Annotated in this window: 23 protein-coding genes and 1 pseudogene; 10 read left to right on the forward strand and 14 right to left on the reverse strand. The window is 70.4% G+C overall.

Annotation, left to right across the window (positions count from 1 at the left end):
• Positions 1–138: 138 nt before the first annotated feature.
• The 4 genes from cls to QP119_RS06025 are packed head-to-tail and all read right to left on the reverse strand — an operon-like array spanning position 139 to position 4,133.
• Positions 139–1,635 carry a cardiolipin synthase gene (gene cls / locus QP119_RS06010; RefSeq protein WP_284774457.1) on the reverse strand — a complete coding sequence of 499 codons (1,497 nt, stop codon included), beginning with the start codon at positions 1,633–1,635 and terminating at the stop codon, positions 139–141.
• Positions 1,636–1,659: 24 nt separating this feature from the next.
• Positions 1,660–2,484, reverse strand: a complete 825-nt coding sequence (locus tag QP119_RS06015; protein ID WP_284774460.1) for an exodeoxyribonuclease III — start codon at positions 2,482–2,484, stop codon at positions 1,660–1,662.
• Positions 2,485–2,494: 10 nt separating this feature from the next.
• Entirely contained in the window at positions 2,495–3,529 is a 1,035-nt protein-coding gene (locus QP119_RS06020) for an N-acetylglutamate synthase, CG3035 family (RefSeq protein ID WP_284774462.1), read from the reverse strand.
• A gap of 10 nt (positions 3,530–3,539) precedes the next feature.
• Positions 3,540–4,133, reverse strand: coding sequence for a peptide deformylase (locus QP119_RS06025; RefSeq protein ID WP_284774464.1), 594 nt, complete (start codon positions 4,131–4,133; stop codon positions 3,540–3,542).
• Positions 4,134–4,149: 16 nt separating this feature from the next.
• Between QP119_RS06025 and QP119_RS06030 the strand changes: the two genes are divergently transcribed.
• The 3 genes from QP119_RS06030 (at position 4,150) to QP119_RS06040 (ending at position 6,781) form a co-directional block, all read left to right on the forward strand.
• Positions 4,150–4,365, forward strand: a complete 216-nt coding sequence (locus QP119_RS06030) for a DUF3263 domain-containing protein (protein ID WP_284774466.1) — start codon at positions 4,150–4,152, stop codon at positions 4,363–4,365.
• A 138-nt stretch (positions 4,366–4,503) separates the two neighbouring features.
• Positions 4,504–5,394, forward strand: coding sequence for a LytR C-terminal domain-containing protein (locus QP119_RS06035; RefSeq protein ID WP_284774468.1), 891 nt, complete (start codon positions 4,504–4,506; stop codon positions 5,392–5,394).
• A gap of 190 nt (positions 5,395–5,584) precedes the next feature.
• Complete coding sequence (locus QP119_RS06040) at positions 5,585–6,781, forward strand: glutamate--cysteine ligase (protein WP_284774469.1); 1,197 nt, start codon at positions 5,585–5,587, stop codon at positions 6,779–6,781.
• Positions 6,782–6,918: 137 nt separating this feature from the next.
• On the opposite strand, the pseudogene QP119_RS06045 reads toward QP119_RS06040, so the two are convergent.
• The 8 genes and pseudogenes from QP119_RS06045 to QP119_RS06080 form a co-directional block, all read right to left on the reverse strand.
• Positions 6,919–7,296: pseudogene (locus tag QP119_RS06045) on the reverse strand (monovalent cation/H(+) antiporter subunit G); the annotation flags it as partial.
• Complete coding sequence (locus tag QP119_RS06050) at positions 7,296–7,571, reverse strand: monovalent cation/H+ antiporter complex subunit F (RefSeq protein ID WP_075664569.1); 276 nt, start codon at positions 7,569–7,571, stop codon at positions 7,296–7,298. The pseudogene QP119_RS06045 and the gene QP119_RS06050, both read right to left, overlap by 1 nt.
• Before the next feature lie 2 nt (positions 7,572–7,573).
• Positions 7,574–8,083 (reverse strand): Na+/H+ antiporter subunit E, encoded by a 510-nt coding sequence (locus tag QP119_RS06055; protein WP_284774586.1) that lies wholly within the window; start codon positions 8,081–8,083, stop codon positions 7,574–7,576.
• Complete coding sequence (locus QP119_RS06060) at positions 8,083–9,954, reverse strand: Na+/H+ antiporter subunit D (RefSeq protein ID WP_284774472.1); 1,872 nt, start codon at positions 9,952–9,954, stop codon at positions 8,083–8,085. Before QP119_RS06060 ends, QP119_RS06055 begins: the two co-directional genes overlap by 1 nt.
• Positions 9,947–10,438 (reverse strand): Na(+)/H(+) antiporter subunit C, encoded by a 492-nt coding sequence (locus tag QP119_RS06065; protein ID WP_284774474.1) that lies wholly within the window; start codon positions 10,436–10,438, stop codon positions 9,947–9,949. The genes QP119_RS06060 and QP119_RS06065 overlap by 8 nt, the downstream gene beginning before the upstream one ends.
• Before the next feature lies 1 nt (position 10,439).
• Entirely contained in the window at positions 10,440–13,646 is a 3,207-nt protein-coding gene (locus tag QP119_RS06070) for a Na+/H+ antiporter subunit A (RefSeq protein WP_284774476.1), read from the reverse strand.
• Between the two features lie 270 nt (positions 13,647–13,916).
• The gene (locus tag QP119_RS06075) at positions 13,917–14,477 is read right to left on the reverse strand and encodes an acetyl-CoA acetyltransferase (RefSeq protein ID WP_284774478.1); all 561 of its coding nucleotides are present in this window, start codon (positions 14,475–14,477) and stop codon (positions 13,917–13,919) included.
• Between the two features lie 227 nt (positions 14,478–14,704).
• A complete protein-coding gene (locus QP119_RS06080; protein WP_284774480.1) occupies positions 14,705–16,069 on the reverse strand; it encodes a dipeptidase in 1,365 nt (454 codons plus the stop codon).
• A gap of 256 nt (positions 16,070–16,325) precedes the next feature.
• On the opposite strand from QP119_RS06080, the gene groL reads away from it, so the two are divergent.
• From groL to ppk2, 4 genes are all read left to right on the forward strand, one after another.
• Positions 16,326–17,975 (forward strand): chaperonin GroEL, encoded by a 1,650-nt coding sequence (gene groL / locus QP119_RS06085; protein WP_284774482.1) that lies wholly within the window; start codon positions 16,326–16,328, stop codon positions 17,973–17,975.
• Between the two features lie 460 nt (positions 17,976–18,435).
• Positions 18,436–18,624 (forward strand): hypothetical protein, encoded by a 189-nt coding sequence (locus tag QP119_RS06090; protein ID WP_284774484.1) that lies wholly within the window; start codon positions 18,436–18,438, stop codon positions 18,622–18,624.
• An 87-nt stretch (positions 18,625–18,711) separates the two neighbouring features.
• Positions 18,712–18,921, forward strand: coding sequence for a hypothetical protein (locus QP119_RS06095; protein WP_284774485.1), 210 nt, complete (start codon positions 18,712–18,714; stop codon positions 18,919–18,921).
• Positions 18,922–19,252: 331 nt separating this feature from the next.
• A complete protein-coding gene (gene ppk2, locus QP119_RS06100) occupies positions 19,253–20,152 on the forward strand; it encodes a polyphosphate kinase 2 (protein WP_284774487.1) in 900 nt (299 codons plus the stop codon).
• Between the two features lie 128 nt (positions 20,153–20,280).
• On the opposite strand, the gene QP119_RS06105 is transcribed toward ppk2, so the two are convergent.
• Entirely contained in the window at positions 20,281–20,760 is a 480-nt protein-coding gene (locus QP119_RS06105; protein ID WP_284774489.1) for a MarR family winged helix-turn-helix transcriptional regulator, read from the reverse strand.
• A 118-nt stretch (positions 20,761–20,878) separates the two neighbouring features.
• Complete coding sequence (locus QP119_RS06110; RefSeq protein ID WP_075664559.1) at positions 20,879–21,355, reverse strand: inorganic diphosphatase; 477 nt, start codon at positions 21,353–21,355, stop codon at positions 20,879–20,881.
• Between the two features lie 166 nt (positions 21,356–21,521).
• On the opposite strand from QP119_RS06110, the gene dacB reads away from it, so the two are divergent.
• The 3 genes from dacB (at position 21,522) to hpt (ending at position 24,620) form a co-directional block, all read left to right on the forward strand.
• A complete protein-coding gene (gene dacB / locus QP119_RS06115) occupies positions 21,522–22,826 on the forward strand; it encodes a D-alanyl-D-alanine carboxypeptidase/D-alanyl-D-alanine endopeptidase (protein WP_284774492.1) in 1,305 nt (434 codons plus the stop codon).
• A gap of 4 nt (positions 22,827–22,830) precedes the next feature.
• Positions 22,831–23,865, forward strand: a complete 1,035-nt coding sequence (gene tilS, locus QP119_RS06120; protein WP_284774495.1) for a tRNA lysidine(34) synthetase TilS — start codon at positions 22,831–22,833, stop codon at positions 23,863–23,865.
• 170 nt (positions 23,866–24,035) lie between these two features.
• Complete coding sequence (gene hpt, locus QP119_RS06125; protein WP_284774498.1) at positions 24,036–24,620, forward strand: hypoxanthine phosphoribosyltransferase; 585 nt, start codon at positions 24,036–24,038, stop codon at positions 24,618–24,620.
• Positions 24,621–24,756: the final 136 nt, after the last annotated feature.

The raw sequence follows: 24,756 nt of genomic DNA on the forward strand, positions 1-24,756 counted from the left end.
CCTCCTCCTCCCGCTCGTCCGGGACCGGTGTTCCTCTACTGTTCAGCTGCTCTTAATCTATCACCGACGTGCACGGTCCCAGGAAAAATTTTGGGAGGGGCCGGGAGGCCCCGCGGCGGCGGCCCGCGCAGCCCCGCCCTACTGGAGCGCCGAGGTCAGGCGCATGACGTTGTCGACGTAGCGGCGCATGACGCCGCGGTGGCGCCATTCGGCCAGGGTCAGCTCCTTGGAGGTGCGCCGGTAGGCCTCGGCGAGGTCGTGGAGCTTGAGCAGCAGGTCGCCGCGGGCCACCAGCAGCGAGACCTCGTAGTTCAGACCCAGGCTGCGCATGTCCAGGTTGGCGGAGCCGACCACGGCGACCGTCTCGTCGCCGCCCTCGCCCGGGTCGGCGAGCACGAACTTGGTGTGCAGGATGTAGGGCGCGGGGAACTGGTGGATGCGCACCCCGGCCTCGAGCAGGGCCTGGTAGTAGCTGGACTGGGCGTGGTGGACCATGAACTGGTCCGCCTTCTCCGAGACCATCAGCTCCACGTCCACCCCGCGGTGGCAGGCGGTGATCACGGCCTCGAGCAGCGACTCGTCCGGCACGAAGTACGGCGAGCAGATGATCAGCTTCTCCTTGGCGTGGTAGACCACGGAGTTGAACATGCGCAGCGCCGGCTCGGTGGTGTAGCCCGGTCCGGAGGGCACCAGCTGGACGACGTTCGCGCTCGAGTCGCGCGGCGGGGCGCCGGCCGGCTGCTCGCGGCCGTGCAGGGGGATCTCCTCGCCGGACTCGCTGTACCAGTCGGTGGCGAAGACCATCTCCATCGAGTCCACGATCGGCCCGGCGAGCTCCAGCATCACGTCCACCCAGCGCCTGCCGGCCTTGACGTTGCCGCGCACCAGGTAACTGCGGTCGATCATGTTCTGCGAGCCGAGGAAGGCGACCTCGCCGTCGACGATGACGATCTTGCGGTGGTTGCGCAGGTCCGGTCGGCGGAAGCGCAGCTGCCAGGGCTGCAGCGGCAGCGTCAGGTGCCAGTCCACGCCGAGTTTGTCCAGGCGCCGGCCCAGCTTCAGGTAGCCGGGGTACTTCAACGAGCCCAGCTGGTCGAAGAGCAGGCGCACGCGCACCCCGCGGTCGGCGGCCCGGCCCAGCGCCTCGAAGAAGACGTCGGTGGTCTTGTCCCAGGCCATGATGTAGATCTGCACGTGGACGTAGTCGCGGGCGCGGTCGATGGCGGCGGCCATCGCGGCGATGGACTCCTCGTAGTCGGTGTGCAGCGCGCGGTCCTCGCCGACGACGGCCGGCAGGTTGGTCAGCTTCCGGTTGAGCCGGATCATCGCGTCGAGGTCGTCGGAGAGGTCCATGCCCTCCGGGTGGTCCGGGGTGTCGGCCTGGATGTCCTCGATCATCGCGTTGGCCTCCTGCTGGATGCGGTGGCGGCGGCGGTTGATGTAGGGCGAGCCGAAGAGCAAAAAGAGCGGCAGGCCGACGAACGGCAGCAGCAGAATGGCCAGCAGCCAGGCGGTCGAGGAGCTCGGCCGGCGGCCCTCGGGCACGTAGCCGATGGCGATGATCTTGATGGCGTAGTCGATGATCAACCCGACGAGCTGCCAAGTGTCTAGGTCGACGCTGAAGGAGAGGCCCATGCGCGAGTGTCCGAGGCCCCGGTGTCAGCGCACCGCGTCGAAGTCGGCGACGTCGTAGTCGACCACCACCGGGGCGTGGTCGGAGGCACCCTTGCCGGAGCGCTCGTCGACGTCGATGAAGGCGCCGGTGATCCGGCGGGCCAGCGGGGCGCTGGCCAGCTGGAAGTCGATGCGCATGCCCTCGTTGCGCGGGAAGCGCCCGGCCGTGTAGTCCCAGTAGGTGTACGGGGTCTCCCCGGTGCGCGCGCGGGTGACCTCCTCGAGGCCGGCCTCGCACAGGCCCTCGAAGGCGGCGCGCTCCGGCTCGGTGACGTGCGTGCGGCCCTCGAAGAAGGCGCGGTCCCACACGTCGTGGTCCTGCGGCGCGATGTTGAAGTCACCCATCAGCGCCAGGCGCGCCTCCGGGTGGGACTCCAGGCGCTGCTTGACGCGGTCTCGCAGCCGCCACAGCCAGCGCACCTTGTACTGGTAGTGCGGGTCGGCGATGGCGCGCCCGTTGGGCACGTACAGGCTCCAGACGCGCACGCCGCCGCAGGTGGCGCCCACCGCGCGCGCCTCGACGCGCTCCTCGTCGACGCCGCCGGTCTTGGTGAAGCCGGGCTGGCCGTCGAAGTGGTCGGCGACGTCCTCGAGCCCGACCCGGGAGAGGATCGCCACGCCGTTCCACTGGTTGTAGCCGACGTGGGCGACCTCGTAGCCGAGGTCCTCGAAGCGTGAGACCGGGAAGTTCTCGTCGGTGCACTTGGTCTCCTGGACCGCGAGGACGTCGACGTCGTGGCGGGTCAGGAACTCCGCCATACGGTCGGCGCGGGTGCGCGCCGAGTTGACGTTCCAGGTGGCGATGCGCATGGCCACCACCCTATCCCGAGCTCGGCAGGTGGTGCGCGTAGCGGTGGCGGTGGTGCTCGGCGAAGCCGGCGGAGCGGTAGAGGCGGATGCCGGCGGTGTTGGTGTGCACCACCTGCAAAAACGCCTGCCCGGCGCCGGCGGCGGTACCCCAGGCGAGCATCCCGGCGGTGATCGCCTTGCCCAGTCCGTGGCGCTGGAAGTCCGGGGAGACCTCTACGGCAGACAGACCCAGCCAGGACCGGCCGGCGTCGTCGGCGGTGACGGTGCCGCGGGTGATCGCCGCGGTGCGCCCGTCGGCGGCGCGGATGCGCCCGAAGCTCATGGTGCCGTCGATGTCGCCGCGCAACAGCTCGAGTGCGTGCCGGGGCAGGGCCTGGCCCCGGAAGTGGTAGAGCGAGTACCACTCCTCGTCCGGGGCGTCGTCGACCTCGAACGTGAACCCGTCCGGCACCGTCGCGGCAGGCGCGGCGTCGTCAAGCGGGCGCGTCATCACCAGGATCTCCGGGCCCCACTCCCACTCCGGCCCGGCGGCGAGGCGCTCGGCCGGGCGGGCGATGCGCTCGGGCACCTGGATGATCGCGGGCATGGAGTGGCGGGCGTAGAAGGCGAGGATCTCGTCGAGCGGCACCGCGCCGAAGCCGGCCTGCGGGCCCAAAGGGGCGGCGGAGTTGGAGCGCTCGGTCACGCTATCGCCGGCGCGCAGCAGCCACTGCCCGTCGGAGCTGGTGGCGTGCTCGATGCCGGGGAAAGCGCGCGCGGTGGCGACCTCGACGGCGCGGATGTCGCCGTTGCGCACGGTGCGCTCGGGAAGCAGGCGCACGGTGACCAGCTGGGCGGGGTCGATGACCACGGCCTCGGCGTTCGACGGCAGGCCGCCGACCTCCTGCGGGCGCACCGTCAGCGGCTCGAGGGCGACGATGTGGCCGATGACGTCGGTGACCTGGCGGGTGCCCGGCACGCGGCGGCGCACGGTGACCCGGTCGCCGAGGCCGGGGGTCTCGGTGCGGAAGACGCGGCGGATCCCGGAGCGCGGACGCGGACTCATGTCTGGGGGATCAGGCCTCGGGCTCGTCGTCGTGGCCGAAGGGGTCGCGGTCCACGCCCGGCATCCAGGTGTTGCCCGCGTGGTCCCAGCCGTGGGCCTTGACGACCTTCTTCGCCGCGCGCTTGTTGCGCCCGACCAGCACGTCCAGGTAGACGAAGCCGTCGAGGTGGCCGACCTCGTGCTGGAAGCAGCGCGCGAGGAAGCCCTCGCCCTCGGCGGTGACCTCGTTGCCGTCGAGGTCGAAGCCGGTGACCTTGGCCCAGTGGGCGCGGCCGGTGGGGAAGCCCTCGCCGGGCACGGACAGACAGCCCTCGTCGTCGGAGCCGTCGACAGCCGGCATGGTCTGCGGGATCTCGGAGGTCTCCAGGGTGGGGTTGAGGAAGTAGCCCTCGTGCCAGTGGCCCTCGTCGTCGGGGCACTTGTAGACGAAGATGCGCAGGTCGAGGCCGATCTGGTTGGCGGCCAGGCCGACGCCGTGGGCCACCTTCATGGTCTCGAACATGTCGTCGATGAGCTCGCGGTACTGCGAGAACGGCTCCTCGGCGGGGCGCGTGGGGTTGTGCAGGACGGGGTCGCCGTAGATGACGATGGGCCGGACAGTCATGGCATACAGTTTAGGCATGTCCACCCCGGCCACCGATGCGGACCTCCTCGAGTTCGCCGAACACGCCCCGCGCTCGCCGGGCGCGCGCGACGAGGCGATCCGGGAGCGGCTGGGGATCTCGCCGGTGCGCTACTACCAGCGGTTGAACAGACTGATTGACGATGCCGACGCGCGCGCGGCGCACCCGTTGCTGATGGCGCGCCTGGAGCGGCTGCGCGACCGGGGGTTGTGAGCGGGGCGCTGCGGGGTGGGCGTGCGGGGTGCGCGCCGGGGTGCGGGGTCCGTGGTTCCGGGGTGCGGGGGATCTTCTGTGCGGCCGCTCCGGCATGGCGGCGGACGGCTGGTGAGCAAATGTATTAGTGTTACGCGTGTGACTAATGTGAATGGCAACGGTGGACGCCGCGGCGGCAACGGCGGCTACGACGACGTGTACGAGGACGCTTACGAGGGGCAGCCCGAGGCGGCGGCCGGCGCGCACGAGGCGCCCGAGCGCGGCGAGGGCGGCGAGGGCGGCGAGGGCGGCGAGGGCGGTAAAGCCCGCGCCGCGGGTGCTGGTGCGGCCGGTGCCGGCGCGGGTGCCGGTTCCGGTGCGGCGGCCGGCTCCGGGCTGCCGCTGCGCGGCCTGGCGATGGTGCTCATCGCCGTCGCCGTGCTGCTCGGGCTCTGGGGCGTCTACGCCCTGACCTCCGGCGGGGACGACGAGGGCTCCGACTCCGCCGCCATGAGCGGCTCGGCCGAGCCGGGCGCCGAGCAGGGCCAGAACGGCCAGAACGGTGCGAACAGCCAGGGCCAGAACGGCGCCGACGGCAAGGACGGCAAGGACGGCGCCGACGGCAAGGACGCCGCCGAGCGCGCCGGGCAGGACGCCAAGGACAAGGAGCACAAGGACGGTGAGGCTGACGGCCCGGCCGCCGAGGACCAGGGCGGCGCGAACGGTGCGGCCGGCCGCGGCGACGCCGCCCCGGCCAAGGTCAACGTGCTGAACAACTCTACCGTGCCGGACCTGGCCGCCCGCCTCTCCGACGAGCTCAAGGGCCAGGGCACCGAGGTCGGCTCCGTGGGCAACCTGCCCGGCGAGGTCCTCCAGGTCCCGGAGAACACCGTGTTCTTCCAGCCCGGCAACGCCGACGCCGAGAAGCGCGCCCGCGAGCTGGCCGACCGCGTCGGCGGCGTGGCCCGCGAGTACGACCAGGCGCTGCCCGACGACACCGCCGGCGCCAACGACCTGACGCTGGTGCTCGCCACCGACGTTGCGCTGTAGCGCCGCGGCGTCGGTGTGCCCGGCGGCGGTGTGCCCGACGCCCGTCCATTCGTGGGCCTTTTCATTCACCGCGGCCCGGGTCGGGCCCGCCGGATTCCTTCCGCGCCTGCCCGCCCGGTAATCTCCAGGTGACGGCGTGAAAACGCCCGAGGACCACACCCGCAACCCCGAAAGGCCGGGCCCAGAAGCGATGACACCTCCGGCACAGCCCCGCGGCTGGGAGCACCCCGGCACCCGCTCCGAGGTCACCCCGATCCCGTTCAAGCGCAGCCCCCGCCACACCATCGGTGTCGAGTGGGAGGTCGCCCTGATCGACCCGGAGACCCGCGACCTGGCCCCGCGCGCCGCGGAGGTCATCGCGGACGTCAAGGCCAACCACCCGGAGATCCACCTCGAGCGCGAGTTCCTGCAGAACACCGTCGAGCTGGTCACCGGGGTGTGCGATTCTGTGCCGCAGATCGTCGCCGAGCTCGGCCACGACCTGGCCGCCGTGCGCGAGTCCGCCGGCAAGCTGGGCCTGAAGCTGTGGGGCTCCGGCTCGCACCCCTTCTCCGACTTCCGCGAGAACCCGGTCAGCGAGAAGGGCTCCTACAACGAGATCATCGAGCGCACCCGCTACTGGGGCAGCCAGATGCTCATCTGGGGCATCCACGTCCACGTCGGAATCAGCCACGAGGACCGCGTGTGGCCGATCATCAACGCGATGATGACCAAGTTCCCGCACCTGCTGGCCCTTACGGCCTCCTCGCCGGGCTGGGACGGCATCGACACCGGCTACGCCTCCAACCGCACGATGCTCTACCAGCAGCTGCCCACCGCCGGCCTTCCCCACCAGTTCAGCACCTGGGCCGAGTGGGAGGGCTACATGCACGACCAGGACATCTCCGGGGTGATCAACCACACCGGCTCGATGCACTTCGACATCCGCCCCGCGCCGAAGTGGGGCACCATCGAGGTCCGCGTCTCCGACGCCACGAGCAACCTGCGCGAGCTGGCCGCCGTGGTGGCGCTGACCCACTGCCTGGTCGTCCACTACGACCGGATGATCGACCGCGGCGAGGACCTGCCGATCCTGCAGCCCTGGCACGTCGAGGAGAACAAGTGGCGCGCCGCCCGCTACGGGCTCGAGGCGCTGGTGATCACCTCGCAGGCCACCGACGAGCGGTGGGTCTCCGAGGAGCTCTCCGAGCTGGCAGACACGCTCGCCCCGCTGGCCGGGGAGATCGGCTGCGCCGAGGAGCTGGCGCTCATCCCGGAGATCCTCGAGCGCGGCGCCGGGTATGCCCGCCAGCGCCGGCTCTTCGAGAAGCACGGCTCGTGGCTGCCGGCCGTCGACGCGACGATCGCGGAGATGGACGAGCTCACCCCGCCCACCCACGGCGAGTAGCGGCGCGGCCCCGGCGGGCCCGCCCCCGGGGCCGCCGGAACTACAAGTCCCTAGACCCGCCCGTCCCGGTCGGGTCGGGCGATCTTGCCGGTCTTGGCCGTCTTGGCGGCCTTGCTGGACTTGGACGCCTTGCCGGACTTGGTGCGCAGGGAACGCTCCGCGGGGGCGTCGTTACGCGACATGTGCTCGGGGTCGCCGTAGAGCCCCTCGCGGCGGGCCACACGGCCCAGGCGCTGGGCGGTGACCGGGTTGGTCATGAAGGTGAACAACAGCAGGAGCACGAGCACGCCCAGGTCGCCGCGCTCGGCGACGGAGAAGTGCTCGGAGCCGAGCACACGGACGATCGCACCGGTGACGGTCAGGATCAGGCCCGTGGTCTGCGGCTTGGTGATCGCGTGCACGCGCGACATCGTGTCGCCGAAGCGGTGCAGCCCGATCGCCGCGGAGAGCACCAGGAAGGCGCCGCAGCAGATGAGGAGCAGCGAGATGAGGTCGGTGAAGAACTGCAGGTGCATCAGGAACCGTCCCTCTTGCGGAAGCGGGCGACGGACACCGAGGAGATGAAGCCGAGCAGCGCGACGACGAGCATCGCGTTGGAGACGGTGGTGTCCAGCGTCCAGCAGATGTAGACCGCCAGCGCGCACTGGATCATGGCGACCAGCCCGTCGAGGCCGAGCACGCGGTCCAGGGAGTTCGGGCCGGCGAGGATCTGGTACGTCGTCAGCACGAAGGCCACGCAGAACGCGGCGGCGGCGACGGTGAGCACGCCGTTGTAGATGGTGGGGTCCACGGTCAGCTCCTCTCGAAGATTCTGATCATGTCGCGCTCGAGGCGGCGGATGTTCTCGATCTCGGCGTTGAGGTGCTCCTCGTCGTCCGCGTTGAGCAGGTGGACCGTCCACATGCGGTTGGCGATGTCGATGTCGGAGACCGAGCCGCCCGGCTGCAGGTTGTACGCCGCGGTGGCCAGGGTGAGCACCAGCTCGTTGGCCACGCGCATGGGCACCCGCACCACGGCGGTGCGCGGCGGGGCCTGCGGGCGGATGGCCAGCCAGGCGACCTGGACGGAGGCCTGGGCCAGCTGGCCGAACCAGCGCACCACGAAGCCGAAGGCGGCCGGCCAGTTCATCGAGATGTTGCTGATCGGCAGCTTCGGTAGCGGCAGCAGGACCACCACGAAGGCGGCCACGGCCAGCCCGCCGATGACGTTGGCCCAGGTGAACTCGCCCATCAGGAAGATCCACACCAGGGCCAGCAGGATGATGGCCAGGGGGCGGAAGCGGTTGCGCAGCCCGTGGTAGATCATCGGGTCTCCTCCTTGTCCGCGTCCTCGTCACCGCCGGCGTCGGTGTAGGCGTCGGCGCTGTCGCCGTTGGTGCCGGCGTTGACGTCGGCCGGGCCGCCCTCGGGGCGCTGCACCGGCGAGTGCCCGCGCTCGGCGGAGTCCAGGCAGTCGGAGCCGGCCTTACGGGCGCCGTCGGTGCCGGGCTCGTCGTCGTGGCGGTGGTCTGCACCGGTGTCCTCGCGGGTGGTCGGGTCCAGGTCGCGGCCCGGGTCGTCGGACGAGGTGCCCAGCACAGCCTCACGGTAGACCGCGACGTTGGCCGAGGACTCGGCGGCGCGCTCGGTCACGGAGACCAGCGGGCCGGCGAAAACCGTGATGGCGCACGAGGCGGCCACCAGCAGCGCGGTGGAGGCGACCATGCCGAAGGGCACGCGCCCGACGTCCTCGCGGTCGGCGATCTCGACCTCGTCGGTGACGTCGGCCAGCGGGGAGGGCCGGGCCATGGCCAGGTTGCCCTCCGGGGCGTCCTTGCGGGAGCGCCAGAAGCCCTTGGACCAGACCAGCACCATCACGTAGAGGGTCAGCAGCGAGGTGACCACGGCACCGCCGATGAGCAGCCAGGCCCAGAACCCGCCGACCTCGGCGCCGGCCTGCATGAGCAGCACCTTGCCGATGAACCCGGAGAACGGCGGGATGCCGCCCAGGTTGATCGCCGGGATGAAATAGAGCACCGCGATGACCGGGGTGACGTAGAGCAGCGAGCCCAGCCGGCGCAGCGAGGAGGTGCCGGCCTGGCGCTCGATCAGGCCGACGACCAGGAAGAGCGTGGTCTGCACCAGGATGTGGTGCACGGCGTAGAAGATCGCTCCGTTCAGGCCGTGGGCGGTGCCGAGGGCCACGCCGAAGATCATGTAGCCGATGTGGCTGACCAGGGTGAACGACAAAAGTCGTTTCATGTCGTTCTGTGCCATGGCGCCGAGGATGCCCACGAGCATCGTCGCCAGGGCCACGACCATGAGCATCGTCTGCAGCGAGCCGTCGGAGAAGATGACCGTCTGCACGCGGATGATCGAGTAGACGCCGACCTTGGTCAGCAGGCCCGCGAAGACGGCGGTGACCAGCGAGGGGGCGGTGGGGTAGGAGTCCGGCAGCCAGGCGTCCAGCGGGAAGATGGCGGCCTTGATGCCGAAGGCGACCAGCAGCACGCCGAAGATGGCCGCGCGCGTGCCGGACGGCACGTACTCCATGCGGATGCCGACCTGGGCCATGTTGACCGTGCCCACGGCGGCGTAGACCATGGCCAGGCCGAAGAGGAAGACCATCGAGGAGGCCATGGAGACCATCACGTAGCTGACTCCGGCGCGCACACGTGACGCGGAGCCGGACAGCGTCAGCAGGACATACGAGGCGACGAGGAAGACCTCGAAGCCGACGTAGAGGTTGAACAGGTCGCCGGCGAGGAACGAGATGTTCACGCCCATCGACAGCAGCAGGTAGGTCGGCACGAAGACGGCGACGGGGTCGTGCTCGTCGCCGTCGCGGATGCCCTGCGAGATGCCGTACCACATGACCGCGAACAGGACGAGGCCGGAGACTGTGAGCATCACCGTCGAGAGCCGGTCGGCCACCAGCGTGATGCCCACCGGGGCCTGCCAGCCGCCGATCTGCAGGGTCTGCACGCCGAGCGAGTCGACGACGATGACCATGACGGCCGAGAGCGTGATGGTGGCCAGCAGCGCGATGAAGGCGATGGTGCGCTGGATCATCGGATGCCGGGAGAAGACCAGCGCGAGCGCGGCGGCCAGCGCGGGGATCAGGATCGGCAGGGGGATCAGGTAGGCGATCACGGGGCCGACGGTGCCGACGAGCCCGGAGAAGTACTCACTCATTGTCCTCCCCCTTCACCGGCGCCTCGAAGGAGCGGGGGCCGAAGGTGTCGCCCTCGGAGGTGGGGCTGCCGGTCTTCGGGTCGTCGGAGGCGTCGTGGTCGGGGGCCGCGGCGGCGGTGGTGGGCCGCGCGGCGATGGCGGCGTCCTCGACGTCGTCCTCGATGACGTCCGCGGTGCGGTAGCGGTACTGGCGGTAGGCCAGGGTGAGGATGAACGCGGTCATCGCCATGGAGATGACGATGGCGGTCAGGATCATCGCCTGCGCCAGCGGGTCGGCGATCAGCCCCTCGTGGACCTCGCTGTTGCGGCCCTCGATGGGCGGGGCGCCGGCGCCGCCGCCGGCCTGCAGGATAAGCAGGTTGGCGCCGTTGCCGATCAGCAGCAGCCCCAGCATCATCTTCGTCATGGCGCGGTCGAGCACCAGGTAGACCCCGGCGGCGACCATGGTGCCGGCGGCGAGCAGCAGGAAGAGGTTGGCGACCATCTCAGCGCTCCTTTCCGTCGGTGTCGTTGTCGGTGTCGTGCTTGCCGACGCCGCGTGGGGTGCCGTGGGCGAGTGCCTCGCCCTTGCCGGTGGCGTCCGAACCGCCGGCCGCGTCCGCGGCTGCCCCCTCGGCGGCCTCGTCGGCGGCGGTGCGGGCGTGGGCGGTCCAGTCGGGTTTGGGTCTGTCGGCCGCGGCCGTCTCCGCCGCACCGGATCCACCGGCGGGCACCGGCACCGGTATCGGCGGCGAGGCGGCGATCTTGCGCGGCATCTTCTCGGCGTTGGCGTTCGCCCGGGCGCGCGCACTGGCGCGGCGGCGCTCGGTGGCGCGGGCCACGGAGCGGGCGCGGTCGCGGGCGCGCTGGCGGCGGCGCTCCTCGTCGAGGTCGATGCGCCCGCCCAGCGAGGTCAGGATGTGCATGGCCAGGCCGACGACGATGACGTAGACGCCGGCGTCGAAGAGCAGGGCCGAGGGCACGTGCATGTCGCCGATGAGCGGGACGGTCAGGTCCCAGACCTCGGAGGACAGCGGCGGGCGACCGATGAACATCGGCCAGGTGGCGCCGGCCACCGCGGCGATCAGGCCGGTGCCCAGGATGCGCGAGGGGTCGACCGGCAGGGTCGCCTCGAGCTCGGGGCGGCCGCCGGCGAGGTAGCGCAGGCACAGCGCGAGCGCGGCGACCAGGCCGCCGGCGAAGCCGCCGCCGGGGGCGTTGTGGCCGGCGAAGAAGAAGTACAGGGAGACGAGCATCATCGCCGGGAAGGCCAGGCGGGTGACCACGTCGACCATCAGGGAGCGGTTCTGCGCCTTCTCGGTCTCGATGTCCGCGGAGAGCCAGCGGCGGCCCACGGCGCGCAGCGTCGGGCGGTGCGAGGAGCGGGAGAAGGAGCGGGTGCCGTAGATCAGGGAGGCCACGCCGACGGCGGCGATGACGATCACGGAGACCTCGCCCATGGTGTCCCAGGCGCGCAGGTCGACGAGCAGCACGTTGACGGTGTTGGCGCCGTGGCCGATCTCCTTGGCCAGGGCGGGCATGAGCTCGGAGATGGGCCGCTCGGAGCGGGCGTTCATGGCGAAGAGCGCCACGATGGTCACCGACAGGCCGGTCGCCGCCGACAGCCAGGCGCGTGCCCGGTTGCCCTTCGGGGTGCCCTTCCACTCGGTGGTGGTGGGCATCTTGCGCAGCACCAGCATGAAGATGACCATCTGGATGGTCTCGACGAGCACCTGGGTCAGCGCCAGGTCCGGCGCGCCGTGCAGGGCGAAGATCATGGCCAGGCCGTAGCCGGTCACGCCGACCATGATCACGCCGGACAGGCGGTTGTGGGTGCGGGTGGCACCGAGCGCGGCGAAGATGATGATCGTTGCGGCCATGGCCTGCCAGGGGCTGGCCCAGACCTCCATGCGCACGTCGTCGCGCTCGCCGAAGATCAGGGCGGTCAGCGGCGTGGCGGCGAGCACGGCGAAGATGACGCCGAGGTTGATCATCAGGGAGCCGCGCTGGGTGGAGGCGGTCAGGCGCAGCGAGAGGGTGCGCAGGAAGCTGATGACGGCGTCGTAGGCGGCGTTGGCGTCACCGAGCGCGGGCTCGTCGAGCTGCAGGCGGTGGACCACGCCGCGCTGCCAGAACATCACCGCACCGCCGGCGATGATGATCGCGGAGAGCCCCAGGGCCGGGGTCAGGCCGTGCCAGAGCGCCAGGTGCGAGGCCTCGGTGCCGGGGAAGCGGGAGCCGAGGTACTGGGCGATCGCGCCGTCGAGTGGGGCGGGCCACAGGCCCAGCCCGATGGTGAAGACGGTGAGCACCACCGGCGAGAGCCACAGCTTGGGCCCGTAGGGGTGCATGTTGGCGATCGCCTCGGAGGTGCCGCCGCCGGAGGGGTGGTGCTCGGGCTTGGTGGCGAAGGCGCCGTAGAGGAAGAACAGGCTGTAGGCCATGGTCAGGATGCTGCCGAGCACCAGGCCGACGATCATCAGCGAGCTGGGCATGCCGACCAGGAGCGGCTCGTCCATGACCTTGTCGAGGGCGGTCTCCTTGGCCACGAAGCCGAAGAGCGGCGGGATGCCGGCCATGGAGGCCGCGGCGATGACGGCGAGGGCGAACATGAAGGGCCGCTTGCGGCCGAGTCCGGAGATCTCCTCGACGTCCCGGGTGCCGGAGGTGTGGTCGATGGCGCCGACGATCATGAACAACGTCGCCTTGAACAGCGCGTGGCCGAAGGTCAGCGCGAGGCCGGCCAGCTGGGCCTCCCGGGAGCCGATGGAGACCACCGAGATGATGAAGCCGAGCTGGGAGACGGTGCCGTAGGCCAGGATGAGCTTGAGGTCCTTCTGGCGCAGCGCCATCCAGCCGGCCACCAGCATGGTCATCAGGCCCATCGGGATGATGACCAGGTACCAGGCGCCGACGACGTTGAAGCCGGGGGCCAGGCGGGCGACCAGGTAGATGCCGGCCTTGACCATCGCCGCGGAGTGCAGGTACGCCGACACGGGCGTCGGGGCGGCCATGGCGCCGGGCAGCCAGAAGTGGAAGGGGAAAATCGCGGACTTCGACAGCGCGCCGGCGAGGATGAGGATGACGGAGACGACGATGTAGGGCTGCCCGGCGAGATCCTCGATGCCGGGGATTTCCGAGAGGTTCCACACCCCGGTCGTGGAGCCGAAGAGGATGATGCCGACGAGCATGGCGAGCCCGCCCAGCGTGGTCACCATCAGCGCCTGGCCGGCGGCGCGTCGCGAGGAGGCGCGCTCGCCGTAGTAGCCGACGAGCAGGAAGGAGAGCACGGAGGTGATCTCCCAGAACACGTACATCAGAAGCATCGCGTCGGAGATGACCAGGCCGTACATGGCGGTGGCGAAGAGCACCATCTCGCCGCCGAACTTGGCCAGGCGGTGTGGGGCGGAGTCGAAGTAGCCCCAGCAGTAGAGCAGCACCAGGGCGCCGACGCCGAGGATGATCAGGCTGAACAGGGCGCTGAGCCCGTCCATGCGGAACTCGAGGTTGAGGTGCAGCGGGTCGAGCCAGCGGTAGGTGGCGGTCAGGGCGCCGCCGTCGGCGAAGGTGCCGTCGAGGAAGTGCCGTGCCGTCCAGACGAATCCCGCGGCCGGCACGAGGGCGAGGAGCCCGAAGCCGGCCCGGCCCATGGCCCGGATCAGCGGTGGCGCGGCCGCCGAGGTGACGGCGAGGGCACAGAGCAGGATCAGCACGCGGTGAAACTCCCCTTTTCACTTCGGTCGGGCAGGGCCAGGAAACCGGACCGGTAAGACACCCGAGCCGCGGGTCGGCGGGGGCGCTGCTGAACCCGCAGGCGGATCGCTGCCGCGGCGCGCTGAGGGGACGGGGATCTATGGGACACGGCCAACACGCCAGAGTGTACCTATATATTTCCTGGCCCGTCGCTCCGAGCCGGGGCTGTCACACCCGCTCCGGCGTCGGTCCCGGCCCGTGGCAGCCTCGCCCCGGACCCGTGGCGGAGCTCAGCCGTGGATGCGCTCGGCGGCGCAGGTCAGCGCGTGGACGACGGATGTCTGCGGGTCGGGGCCGAAGCCCATCGCCCAGGCGGTGCGGTTGTTCCAGGAGCCGCGGATGAAGGTGACCGTGGCCTCGAAGAGCGGGTACTGGTGGAAGTCCAGGATCTCGACGGCGCGGCCCGCGTCGGCCAGCAGCTGCGAGCAGGCCGCCGCGGGGCCGGAGGCGTCGATCTCGTGGAACTCCTCGCGCGGGGCGTGGGTCTTGGAGCGACGGGTGGCCGAGATGCCGAAGCGGTAGGTGCAGTTGTCCCTGCGGGTGCTGGTGACGTGGTTGACCGCCAGGCGCGCCTCGGGGGAGTAGATGGTCAGGAACAGCTGCCAGTCCATGCCGGCGGCCTCCTCGCGCAGCCCGCGGGGCAGGCGGCGGGTGCCGTAGCGGCGGAAGAAGGGGTCGTCCCCGTCGTCATGATGGCCGGGTGTGTCCGTGGTCCGCGGCGCGGTGGTGGTGCGACGGGTGGCGGTCCGGGTGCGGGTGGTGTCGGCGGTGGTGACGGAGAAGGTGTTCATCGTTCGGTCCTCGTGAAAGCGCGTAGGTGCAGTTGGTGGACCGACTCTTCGGCGAAGTGGTGCGATGGCTGAACCCCCATGCGCGGGGGTCAGTCCCTATCCCGCGCTGGGGTGCGTAGCCTCGGCTACTCGCTGAAGAAGATCGATGAGGTGAGTCACATCGGTGAGTGTATATCGCACAGCGCTCACCGCGCAAGCGTTTCGGCGGAAATTTCGCCCGGCGTCGCCTACTTGCCGTAACGCAGCAGGAAGAGGGCCTCGGCGACGGCGAGGTTCTCGATCTCGGTCGGGTCGACCGACTCGTTGGGTGCGTGGATGCCGGTGCGCGGCTCCTCGACGCCGAACAGGGCGATCTCCGCGTCCGGGTGGGCGTCCTGGAGCACCTTGGTCAGCGGGATGGACCCACCGGAGCCGATGGCGGAGCACTCGTCAGCGCCGTAGGCCTCGGCGAGGCAGTCGCCGAGCAGGTGCACGGCCGGCCGCGAGGTGTCGCAGTCGAAGCCCTCGTTGACGTCGTCGATGGAGATCTCGACCTTGGCGCCCCACGGGGCGTGGTTGCGCAGGTGCTCGGCGAGCTTCCCGGCGATATCGGCCGGGTCGTCGGAGGCGGCCACGCGCAGGTTCAGCCGGGCGCTGGCCGTGGCGGGCACGGCGTTGACGGCCTGCTCGACCGGGGTGGAGGTCCAGCCGGTCAGGGTCACCGCGGGGCGGGCCCAGACCAGGTCGGAGGGCCGGTCGCCGCGGGTGCCCATGACGTTCACGCCGTCGAGCACGCCGGCGTCGGCGCGGAAGGCCTCCTCGGCGTAGGGCTCGCCCGGCCAGGTCGCCGAGGTGTCCACGCCCTCGATGACGGTGCGTCCCGAGACGTCGCGAAGCGAGTTGAGCATGCGCACCAGGGCGAAGGCGGCGTCCGGGGCCGCGCCGCCGAACATGCCGGAGTGCATGGCGGCCTCGAGGGTGCGCACGGTGACGGTGACCTGGGCGCCGCCGCGCAGCGAGGTCGTCAGCGTCGGGGTGCCCACGGCGGCATTGCCGGTGTCGGCGACGAGGATCGCGTCGGCGTCGGTGAGCTCCGGGCGCTGGGCGACGAGGTCGTCGAGGCCGGCGCCGCCCTGCTCCTCGGAGCCCTCGGCCACGAGGATGAGCCCGAGGTCGGTGCCGCCGGCGGCCTCGACGGCGCGCAGGGCGGCCAGGTGCATGGCGACATTGCCCTTGCAGTCCGCGGAGCCGCGGCCGTACCAGCGGCCGTCGCGCTCGGTCAGGGTGAACGGGTCGGTCTCCCACGCCTCGCGCGCGCCGGCGGCGACGACGTCGTAGTGGCAGTAGAGGAGGACGGTGGGCGCGTCGCCCTTGGCGGCGCGGCGGCCGACGACGGCGAGGGAGCCGTCGGTGGTCTCGAGCTTGTCGACGTCGAGCCCGGCGGCGGTGAAGGCCTCGGCGACCCAGTCCGCCGCGGCGGCGGTCTGGTCGGTCAACTCCGGGTCCCCGTGCACGGAGTTGAAGGAGACGAGCTCGGAGAGTTCGCGGAAGACGGTCTCGCGGTCGCCGGCGACGGACTCGCGCACGGCCTGGGTCTGGGTGTCGTTGCTCATGGGTCCACTGTAACTACTCGTGGCGTGCGTGAGAGCAGGCGCGGGATCCGTCGGGAAGGCCCCGGAGAGGGCCGTCGCGTTCTTGCACTCGGGCGGGTCGACTGCTAGAACGGGATCTAGCACTTCACACCGATGAGTGCCAGACAGCGGGTGAGGTTGGCCAACACTCGACCGACCGTGCCGTCGCGGGCGCCTGCTGGCCGATGAACAGACGTGAGTGTCGTCCCCGACAAATCTTTAAAGGAGTAGCAACCACATGGCAAAGATCATCTCCTTCAACGAGGAAGCGCGCCGCGGCCTGGAGAAGGGCCTGAACACGCTCGCCGACGCCGTGAAGGTCACCCTGGGGCCCAAGGGCCGCAACGTCGTGCTCGAGAAGTCCTGGGGCGCGCCGACCATTACCAACGACGGCGTCTCCATCGCCCGTGAGATCGACCTTGAGGACCCCTACGAGAAGATCGGCGCCGAGCTGGTCAAGGAGGTCGCCAAGAAGACCGACGACGTCGCCGGCGACGGCACCACCACCGCCACCGTGCTGGCCCAGGCGCTCGTGCGCGAGGGCCTGCGTAACGTCGCGGCCGGTTCCTCCCCGATGGGCATCAAGCGCGGCATCGAGGCCGCCGTCGAGGCCGTGACCAAGAAGCTCTTCGAGCAGGCCAAGGAGGTCGAGACCGAGGAGCAGATCGCCGCGACCGCCGGCATCTCCGCCGCCGACCCCGAGATCGGCAAGCAGATCGCCCGTGCCATGTACGCCGTGGGCAACGGCGAGGTCAACAAGGACTCCGTCATCACCGTCGAGGAGTCCAACACCTTCGGTGTGGACCTCGAGGTCACCGAGGGCATGCGCTTCGACAAGGGATTCATCTCCGGTTACTTCGCCACCGACATGGAGCGTCAGGAGGCTGTGCTCGAGGATCCCTACATCCTCCTGGTCTCCGCGAAGGTCTCCAACGTCAAGGACCTGCTGCCGCTGCTCGAGAAGGTCATGCAGTCCGGCAAGCCGCTGCTGATCATCGCCGAGGACGTCGAGGGCGAGGCCCTGTCCACCCTCGTGGTAAACAAGATCCGCGGTACCTTCAAGTCCGTCGCCGTCAAGGCCCCGGGCTTCGGCGACCGCCGCAAGGCGCAGCTGCAGGACATGGCCATCCTCACCGGCGGCCAGGTCATCTCCGAGGAGGTCGGCCTCTCGCTCGAGACCGCCGACCTGCCGATGCTGGGCACCGCCCGCAAGGTCGTCGTCAACAAGGACGAGACCACCATCGTCCAGGGCGCCGGCTCCCAGGAGCAGATCGAGGGCCGCATCAAGCAGATCCGCGCCGAGATCGAGAACTCCGACTCCGACTACGACCGCGAGAAGCTGCAGGAGCGCCTGGCCAAGCTGGCCGGCGGCGTGGCCGTGCTCAAGGTCGGTGCCGCCACCGAGGTGGAGCTCAAGGAGCGCAAGCACCGCATCGAGGACGCCGTGCGCAACGCCAAGGCCGCGGTCGAGGAGGGCCTGGTCGCCGGTGGCGGCGTCGCCCTGTTGCAGGCCTCCCACGTCCTGGAGGACGACCTGGGCCTGAAGGGCGACGAGGCCACGGGCGTGAAGATCGTCCGCGAGTCCCTGTCCGCCCCGCTGAAGCAGATCGCGCACAACGCGGGCCTGGAGCCCGGCGTGGTCACCGCCAAGGTCGAGTCCCTGCCGGCCGGTGAGGGTCTGAACGCCGCCACGGGCGAGTACATCGACCTGATGGCCGCCGGTGTCTCCGACCCGGTCAAGGTCACCCGTTCCGCGCTGCAGAACGCGGCCTCCATCGCCGCGCTCTTCCTGACCACCGAGGCCGTCGTCGCCGACAAGCCGGAGCCCGCGGGCGCCGGTGCCGACGCCGACGCCGCGGCCGCGATGGGCGGCATGGGCGGCTTCTGATCCGCCCCTAGGCCACGTGGCCGCCGCCGCTGAGCGGTTCTGAACGGGCCGCTGACGGCGAGAGCCGCCCCCGAATGAGGGGGCGGCTCTCTTTCTGTGAGGGGGCTGAAAAGTTTAATTCTAGGTGAATCACATGCCGGTAAAGTGAGGAATATTCCCCACTTATGTGGGCGGGTCCGAGTGTTACAAATTCATTCATAATACATTTCCCCAGGTCAGAGCCATCTTTCCATTCCATAGGGGAAATAATGTGGCGTGTCGGACTTCCTTACCGGAACCTGGGAGGGGTAGAGATCACATTTTTTTCAGTTGACGTGAGGATCCTTTGTGGCATCATAGAGGGCTGTAAGCACGGCGCCTGCGCGTGTGTAGGGGTAACCTACGGGCATCGCAGCGGCCGAGCTTCGCGTCATGTACATACACGGTCGCAGATTGCGGTCCGCACGACAAGGAGCAGAGCATGGACTTCTCCGTCCTTTCCCAGATCTGGTCGCAGCAGTTCGACGAGCTGGCCACCTTCGCTGAGAACATCAAGGTCTTCTTCCAGGGCGTCCCGGAGTTCTTCTTCAACCTTGGTAAGGCCTTCTCCCCTGAGAATCGCGGCAACACCGACGACTTCTTCGAGGGTCTTCGCCCCGAGGGCGAGTAGTCCCTACCGCCGGGAACTAATCCTCAACCTGAACCAACCGGTGGATGACAGCATCCACTGGCCATCATTCTTCGAGAAAGGGATCTCATGGATCAGATCGAATACGACAAGTCCTACGACACCGACGCCTGGACCAACCTGCAGAACTGGGGCTTCCTGTCCTCCGGTTGGGAGACCGGCAAGGGCGACGACGCTGTGCACCACGACACCGTCATCTCCGCTCTGCTGAACACCTTCGGTGGCGTCTTCGCTGACGTTGCCGAGGCCCTCTCCAAGCTGTTCGGTCTGTACCGCTAAGGTACGTCCGGCATTGAGTCTCTGAGAGACTCCGGAGCCTCGAGCGCCCCGCACCTTCGGGTGACGGGGCGCTTTCGCATGCCGGGGTCGCTTGGCTTCAGAGGGTCGTTGCAACTTTCCCCTATGGAAGGCTGCCAACGACCATGCCGACAACCAGGGCCGTCGCTAACTGGGGCTGGTTGTCGCGATCTCCGGGCACGTCACGCACGCCTCGGGAATGTGGTCTCCGGGGGTGTGATGCAACGCCTGATCACCCCGGGCGGGAGTCGCCGACGTCACCTCTCGGGTTTGCTGTCAGGCAGCACCACCGCATGCGGGTAGAATGATTCACATGGCTGAGCACAGTGACGACGATCTGCCGATCATCGACCTCACGAAGACCGAAGGTTACGTGGTCGATGACTCGGACGAGGACGATCCGGCCCTCATCCGCCCGGACGGCACCCCGGTGCAGACCTGGCGTGAGAACTACCCGTACGACGAGCGCATGTCCCGTGACGAGTACGAGCACGTCAAGCGCGCCCTGCAGATCGAGCTGCTGAAGTGGCAGAACTGGACCAAGGACACCGGCCAGAAGCACATCATCCTCTTCGAGGGGCGCGACGCCGCCGGCAAGGGCGGTACCATCAAGCGCTTCAATGAGCACCTCAACCCCCGTGGCGCCCGCACCGTCGCCCTGGAGAAGCCCAGCCCGCGCGAGTCGACCTCCTGGTACTTCCAGCGCTACATCGAGCATTTCCCCTCTGCCGGCGAGATCGTCTTCTTCGACCGCTCCTGGTACAACCGCTCCGGCGTCGAGCGAGTGATGGGCTTCTGCACCGAGTCCCAGCACGCCGAGTTCCTCCGCGAGGTTCCGATGCTGGAGAACATGATCCTCGGCTCGGGTATTTCGCTGACCAAGTTCTGGTTCTCCGTGACCCAGAAGGAGCAGCGCACCCGCTTCGCCATCCGTCAGGTCGACCCGGTGCGCCAGTGGAAGCTCTCGCCGATGGACCTCGCCAGCCTGGACAAGTGGGACGACTACACCCGGGCCAAGGAGGAGCAGTTTCGCTACACGGACACCGACGAGTCGCCCTGGATCACGATCAAGTCCAACGACAAGAAGCGTGCCCGCATCAACGCGATGCGCTACATCCTCAGCAAGTTCGAGTACTCGGACAAGGACCACGAGCTCGTCGGCGAGCCCGACCCGAAGATCGTGATGCGCGGCCGCGACCAGATCGGCGACTGATCCGGTAGTACCGGACGGCACCGGGCACCCGCGCCGCGGGTGCGACGCGCACCGTCGCTAAGCAGCCGAAAGCCGGGCGCGGACCTCGAGAGGTCCGCGCCCGACTTCTTCTCTGCCTCTGCTGCCGCCTACGCCTGCTGTGCGGGGGTGTCCTCGACGATGATCGCGCGGGCCAGCTTGCGCAGGTGCTTGAGCTGCTTGGAGGTCGACTCGTCGAGCGCAGCGTCCTCGCCCTCGGCGATCAGCTCGGCGAGCCGGCCGTGGGCCTTGCGGCCCTTCTTCGTGGCCGTGACCAGCTGACGGCGCCGGTCCTGCGGGTCGCGAGTGCGGCTGGCCCAGCTCTTCTCCTCGAGCCGGTCGATGATGCGCACCACGTCCGAGGGGTCGATGAGCAGCGTGGCGGCCAGCCGCGACTGGTTCTCGCCGTCGCCGCCGACCTCGACCAGGCAGGCGAGCACCCAGAACTCGCGCAGCGTGGTGTCCTCCGCGGCCAGGCGGGACTCCACCTCGTCCCGGGTGCGGCGTCGCAGGCGTTCGAGCTGGAAGGACGGGGAGCTCAGGAGCTCCGCGGGCGGGGGCAGCGGATCGGCGGCGCGCTTTTCGGACATACCCCGAATCTACCGTGTTTTCGTCGCTGACATGGGAGAACCCGCCGTCGGCGACGAGATTGTGGTCACGTCACCCACGGCGGGTCGGGTCAGAGGCCCCGTTCCGGGCCGGAGTGCCTTACTTCTTGGCGCGCTCCACGGCCTCGGCCAGGATCTTCTCGGCCTCGGCCTTGTCGCCCCAGCCGGAACCCTGGACCTCCTTGTTGGGCTCCAGGTCCTTGTAGTGGACGAAGAAGTGCTCGATCTCGTCCTTGACGTTCTGCGCGACGTCGTCGATGTCCTGGTAGCCCTCGTAGCGGACGTCGTCGATGACGCAGAGCAGCTTGTCGTCGCCGCCGGCCTCGTCGGTCATCTTGAACACGCCGACCGGGCGGGCCTCGACCACGACGCCGGGAAAGACGGGCTCGGGCAGGATCACGAGGGCGTCCAGCGGATCGCCGTCCTCGCCGAGGGTGCCGTCGATGAAGCCGTAGTCGGCCGGGTACGCCATCGGGGTGAACAGGTAGCGGTCCAGGTAGACCTTGCCGCTCTCGTGGTCGACCTCGTACTTGTTGCGCGAACCCTTCGGGATCTCGACGGTGACTTCGACGCTCATGCCAGTTGGTCCTTTCTCGGTTGACTTTCCCGTCATCCTACCCGCCCGCCGCGGCACGTCGGGCGCGCGCCGGGAGGGCCCGGGAAGCCACACCCGGGGCCGCCGCCGGAGCCACGCCCGGGGCCGCGGGCGGTGGCGGACACATGCGGGCGGTACGGTGAACCGCGTGAAGTCACAGAAGGCATGGTGGATCACGGCGGCCGCGGTCACCGCCGTCCTCGTCGGTGGCGTGGCCGCGGCGGGCGTGGCCTACGACCGCTCCTACGGCGACCTCGAGCACGGACCGGCCTTCGAGCTGGCCGATCCCGCAGACCTCATGGAGCCCGTCGACCCGGTCGCCCTCGACCAGGCGGCCCGCGACCGGCTCGCCGCTGGCCTGCAGGGCGTGGCCGACGGCGCCGAGCTCGGCCACTTCGGCGCGATCGTCACCGACGCCGCCAGCGGCGAGACCGTGTGGCAGGTCGATCCGGACACCGCGCTGCGCCCGGCCTCCTCGACGAAGGTGCTCACCGCCGCGGCGGCCGTCGCCGAGCTCGGCGCCGAGGACCGCATCACCACCGCCGTCTACCGCGGCGAGAACCCCGGCCAGATCGTGCTCAAGGCCACCGGCGACGTCTGGCTGAACTCCGACTCGCTTGACGAGCTGGCCGCCGCCGTGCGCGCGTCCGGCACCCCGGTCGAGGAGGTCGCCGTGGACGTCAGTGCCTGGTCCGGCGAGCGCATCCTGGCCGGCTGGGACCCCGTCGACGTCGACGCCGGCTTCGTGGCGCCCCTGGACCCGGTGATGATCAACGGCGCGCGCATCGACGCCACCGAGGGCGACGTGCCGCGCAGCCACACCCCGGCCGCCGACGTCGCCGCCGCCCTGGCTGGCCGCCTGGACGCCGATCCCACCGCCGAGCCGACCGCCGCGGAGGTCCCCGAGGGCGCCGAGAAGATCGCCGAGGTCGACTCGCCGACGCTCACCGAGCGCATCGACGCGATGATGCTCGACTCCGACAACGTCATGGCCGAGGCCATCGGCCGCGAGGTCGCGCTGGCCCGCGGCGAGACCGGCGACGCCGGCGGCGCGACCAAGGCGACCCTCGACGTGCTCACCGAGCGCGGCTTCGACACCAAAGGCACCGAGATCCACGACAACTCCGGGCTCTCGGTGGACAACCGCATCACCCCGCGGCTTCTCGACCAGGTCCTGCACTACGCCGCCACCGACAGCGAGCTGCGCCCCCTGCTGACGGCCCTGCCCGTCGGCGGCGCCTCCGGCACGCTGGCCGAGCGCTACGGCGACCTGCCCGGGCGCGGCTGGGTGCGCGCCAAGACCGGCACCCTGGACCGGACCTCGGCCCTGGCCGGCGTGGTGACCAGCGAGAACGGACACCAGTTCACCTTCGCCTTCATCTCCAACGACGCCGACGTGCTCGCCGCCCGCGCGGGCGCGGACCGCCTGGCGTCCCTGCTGCGCGAGGCCTGAGCCCGTGCCCCGCGCCCTCGGCGAGGTGCCCCTGCCGCACGACCCGCCCGCCTTCGGCCGCCTGCGCGTGGCCGTGCGCAGGCATCTGCGCGCCCACCCGATTGACGACGTCGCGCGTGAGACGTCCCGGTCCCGTTCCGGGTCGCGGGCTGAGCCTGCGAAGCCCGCGGCGCGGGCGAAGCCCGCGACGTGCGGCGTTTCGGGCGGCCCCGACTCCACCGCGCTGCTCGCCGCCCTGCTGGCCGAGGGGCTGGCCGTGGAGGCCATCGTCGTCGACCACGGCCTGCAGGCCGGCTCCGCCGAGGTCGCCGAGCGCGCCGCCGCCACCGCCCGCCGCCTGGGGGCGACCGCCCAGGTGGTGCGCGTCGACGCCCGCACCGGCGCCGGGCCCGGGGGAGCGGGCGCCGAGGCCGCCGCCCGCGACGCCCGCTACCGGGCGCTGGCGCAGGCCTCGGCCGGTCGCCCCTGCTTCATCGCCCACACCCGCGAGGACCAGGCCGAGACCTACCTGCTCGGCGCCCTGCGCGGAAACCCCGCCGGCATGCCCGAGTGCGGCCCCGACCCCGCCGACCCGGCCCACGAGCTGCGCCGCCCGCTCCTGGACGTCGCGCGCGCCGACACCGCCGCCGCCTGCGCGGAGCTCGGCCTGGAACCCTGGACCGACCCGCAGAACAGCGACCCAGCCTTCCGCCGGGTGCGCGTGCGCGGCGAGGTCCTGCCGCTCCTCGACGACCTCGTCGGCGGGACGGCCGCCGGCCCCCTGGCCGCCGCGGCCGCGCGCGTGGCCGCGGACTCCGCCGCTCTCGAGGACTGGGCGCGCGGCATTGACGCCACGGACGTCGCCGCCCTGGCTGCGGTGCCGGCGGCCGTGCGCACGCGCGCACTCGCACACCTGGTACGGAACCGGGGAGGGCGGGTCACCGCGGCGTCGTTAAGCGACCTGGCCCGCCTGGTCACCGACTGGCACGGTCAGGGCCCCGTCGACTGCGGCGGCGGGCTGCGCCTGGCACGGCGCGCCGGGCGCATCACGGAGGTCTGAGCCCCGGGGGTGGCACCACCCGGTCATTGTGGCCGCCCGCGCGGGCATGGCAGACTGTGCGGTGCGCGGACCCGGGAAGCGCCGGTGCCGGCCCGCCGCAGGCGGGAGACCAGGGCGCGGCGCCCCGGGCCACCCGCACACCGCGAACCCCCAGGCCGAAAGCGAGCGACATGCACGACAAGAAAGACTACGACGTCCCCGAGAACCCCTACGGAGACGACGTCGAGGCCGTCCTCGTCCACGAGGACGAGCTCGCCGCGCGCGTCCGGGAGATGGCCGACGCCGTCTCCGAGCGCTACCGCGACAGCGAGCAGGACCTCCTGCTGGTCGGCGTGCTCAAGGGCGCGGTGTTCTTCATGACCGACTTCGCCCGCGCGCTGAGCATCCCCTCCGAGATGGAGTTCATGGCCGTCAGCTCCTACGGCTCCTCGACCACCTCCTCGGGCGTGGTGCGCATCCTCAAGGACCTCGACCGCGACATCGCCGGGCGCGACGTCCTCATCGTCGAGGACATCATCGACTCCGGCCTGACGCTGTCCTGGCTGATCCGCAACCTGCGCCACCGCAACCCCAACTCCCTGAACGTCATCAGCCTCTTCCGCAAGCCCGAGGCCCAGACCGCCGAGGTCGACCTGCTCGACGTCGGCTTCGACCTGCCCAACGAGTTCGTCGTCGGCTACGGCCTCGACTACGCCGAGCACTACCGCGACCTGCCCTGGCTGGGCACCCTGAGCCGCAGCGTCTACGAGGACTGACGCCACCGCAGACGCGTCCGGTGCGCGAGCGGGTATCGTTGCTCTGTCCGAGGCCGTGGACGCGACAACCGCGGCCTTCCACCCCGTCGCCGGCCCGCGGGCGGACTCCGCACGGCCGCGACCCCCTGCGACCCCG

It is taken from the genome of Corynebacterium frankenforstense, assembly GCF_030211955.1.
In the GTDB taxonomy this organism is placed as follows: Bacteria; Actinomycetota; Actinomycetes; order Mycobacteriales; family Mycobacteriaceae; genus Corynebacterium; species Corynebacterium frankenforstense_A.

Excerpts from the sequence above, each read along its gene's own strand:
- QP119_RS06025 (WP_284774464.1), bottom strand. The coding sequence starts at position 4,133 with ATGACTGTCCGGCCCATCGTCATCTACGGCGACCCCGTCCTGCACAAC.
- hpt (WP_284774498.1), top strand. The coding sequence starts at position 24,036 with ATGCACGACAAGAAAGACTACGACGTCCCCGAGAACCCCTACGGAGAC.
- QP119_RS06030 (WP_284774466.1), top strand. The coding sequence starts at position 4,150 with ATGTCCACCCCGGCCACCGATGCGGACCTCCTCGAGTTCGCCGAACAC.
- QP119_RS06080 (WP_284774480.1), bottom strand. The coding sequence starts at position 16,069 with ATGAGCAACGACACCCAGACCCAGGCCGTGCGCGAGTCCGTCGCCGGC.
- QP119_RS06015 (WP_284774460.1), bottom strand. The coding sequence starts at position 2,484 with ATGCGCATCGCCACCTGGAACGTCAACTCGGCGCGCACCCGCGCCGAC.
- QP119_RS06040 (WP_284774469.1), top strand. The coding sequence starts at position 5,585 with ATGACACCTCCGGCACAGCCCCGCGGCTGGGAGCACCCCGGCACCCGC.
- QP119_RS06065 (WP_284774474.1), bottom strand. The coding sequence starts at position 10,438 with ATGGTCGCCAACCTCTTCCTGCTGCTCGCCGCCGGCACCATGGTCGCC.
- ppk2 (WP_284774487.1), top strand. The coding sequence starts at position 19,253 with ATGGCTGAGCACAGTGACGACGATCTGCCGATCATCGACCTCACGAAG.
- QP119_RS06075 (WP_284774478.1), bottom strand. The coding sequence starts at position 14,477 with ATGAACACCTTCTCCGTCACCACCGCCGACACCACCCGCACCCGGACC.
- QP119_RS06020 (WP_284774462.1), bottom strand. The coding sequence starts at position 3,529 with ATGAGTCCGCGTCCGCGCTCCGGGATCCGCCGCGTCTTCCGCACCGAG.
- QP119_RS06060 (WP_284774472.1), bottom strand. The coding sequence starts at position 9,954 with ATGAGTGAGTACTTCTCCGGGCTCGTCGGCACCGTCGGCCCCGTGATC.
- QP119_RS06095 (WP_284774485.1), top strand. The coding sequence starts at position 18,712 with ATGGATCAGATCGAATACGACAAGTCCTACGACACCGACGCCTGGACC.
- cls (WP_284774457.1), bottom strand. The coding sequence starts at position 1,635 with ATGGGCCTCTCCTTCAGCGTCGACCTAGACACTTGGCAGCTCGTCGGG.
- QP119_RS06110 (WP_075664559.1), bottom strand. The coding sequence starts at position 21,355 with ATGAGCGTCGAAGTCACCGTCGAGATCCCGAAGGGTTCGCGCAACAAG.
- QP119_RS06105 (WP_284774489.1), bottom strand. The coding sequence starts at position 20,760 with ATGTCCGAAAAGCGCGCCGCCGATCCGCTGCCCCCGCCCGCGGAGCTC.
- QP119_RS06090 (WP_284774484.1), top strand. The coding sequence starts at position 18,436 with ATGGACTTCTCCGTCCTTTCCCAGATCTGGTCGCAGCAGTTCGACGAG.
- groL (WP_284774482.1), top strand. The coding sequence starts at position 16,326 with ATGGCAAAGATCATCTCCTTCAACGAGGAAGCGCGCCGCGGCCTGGAG.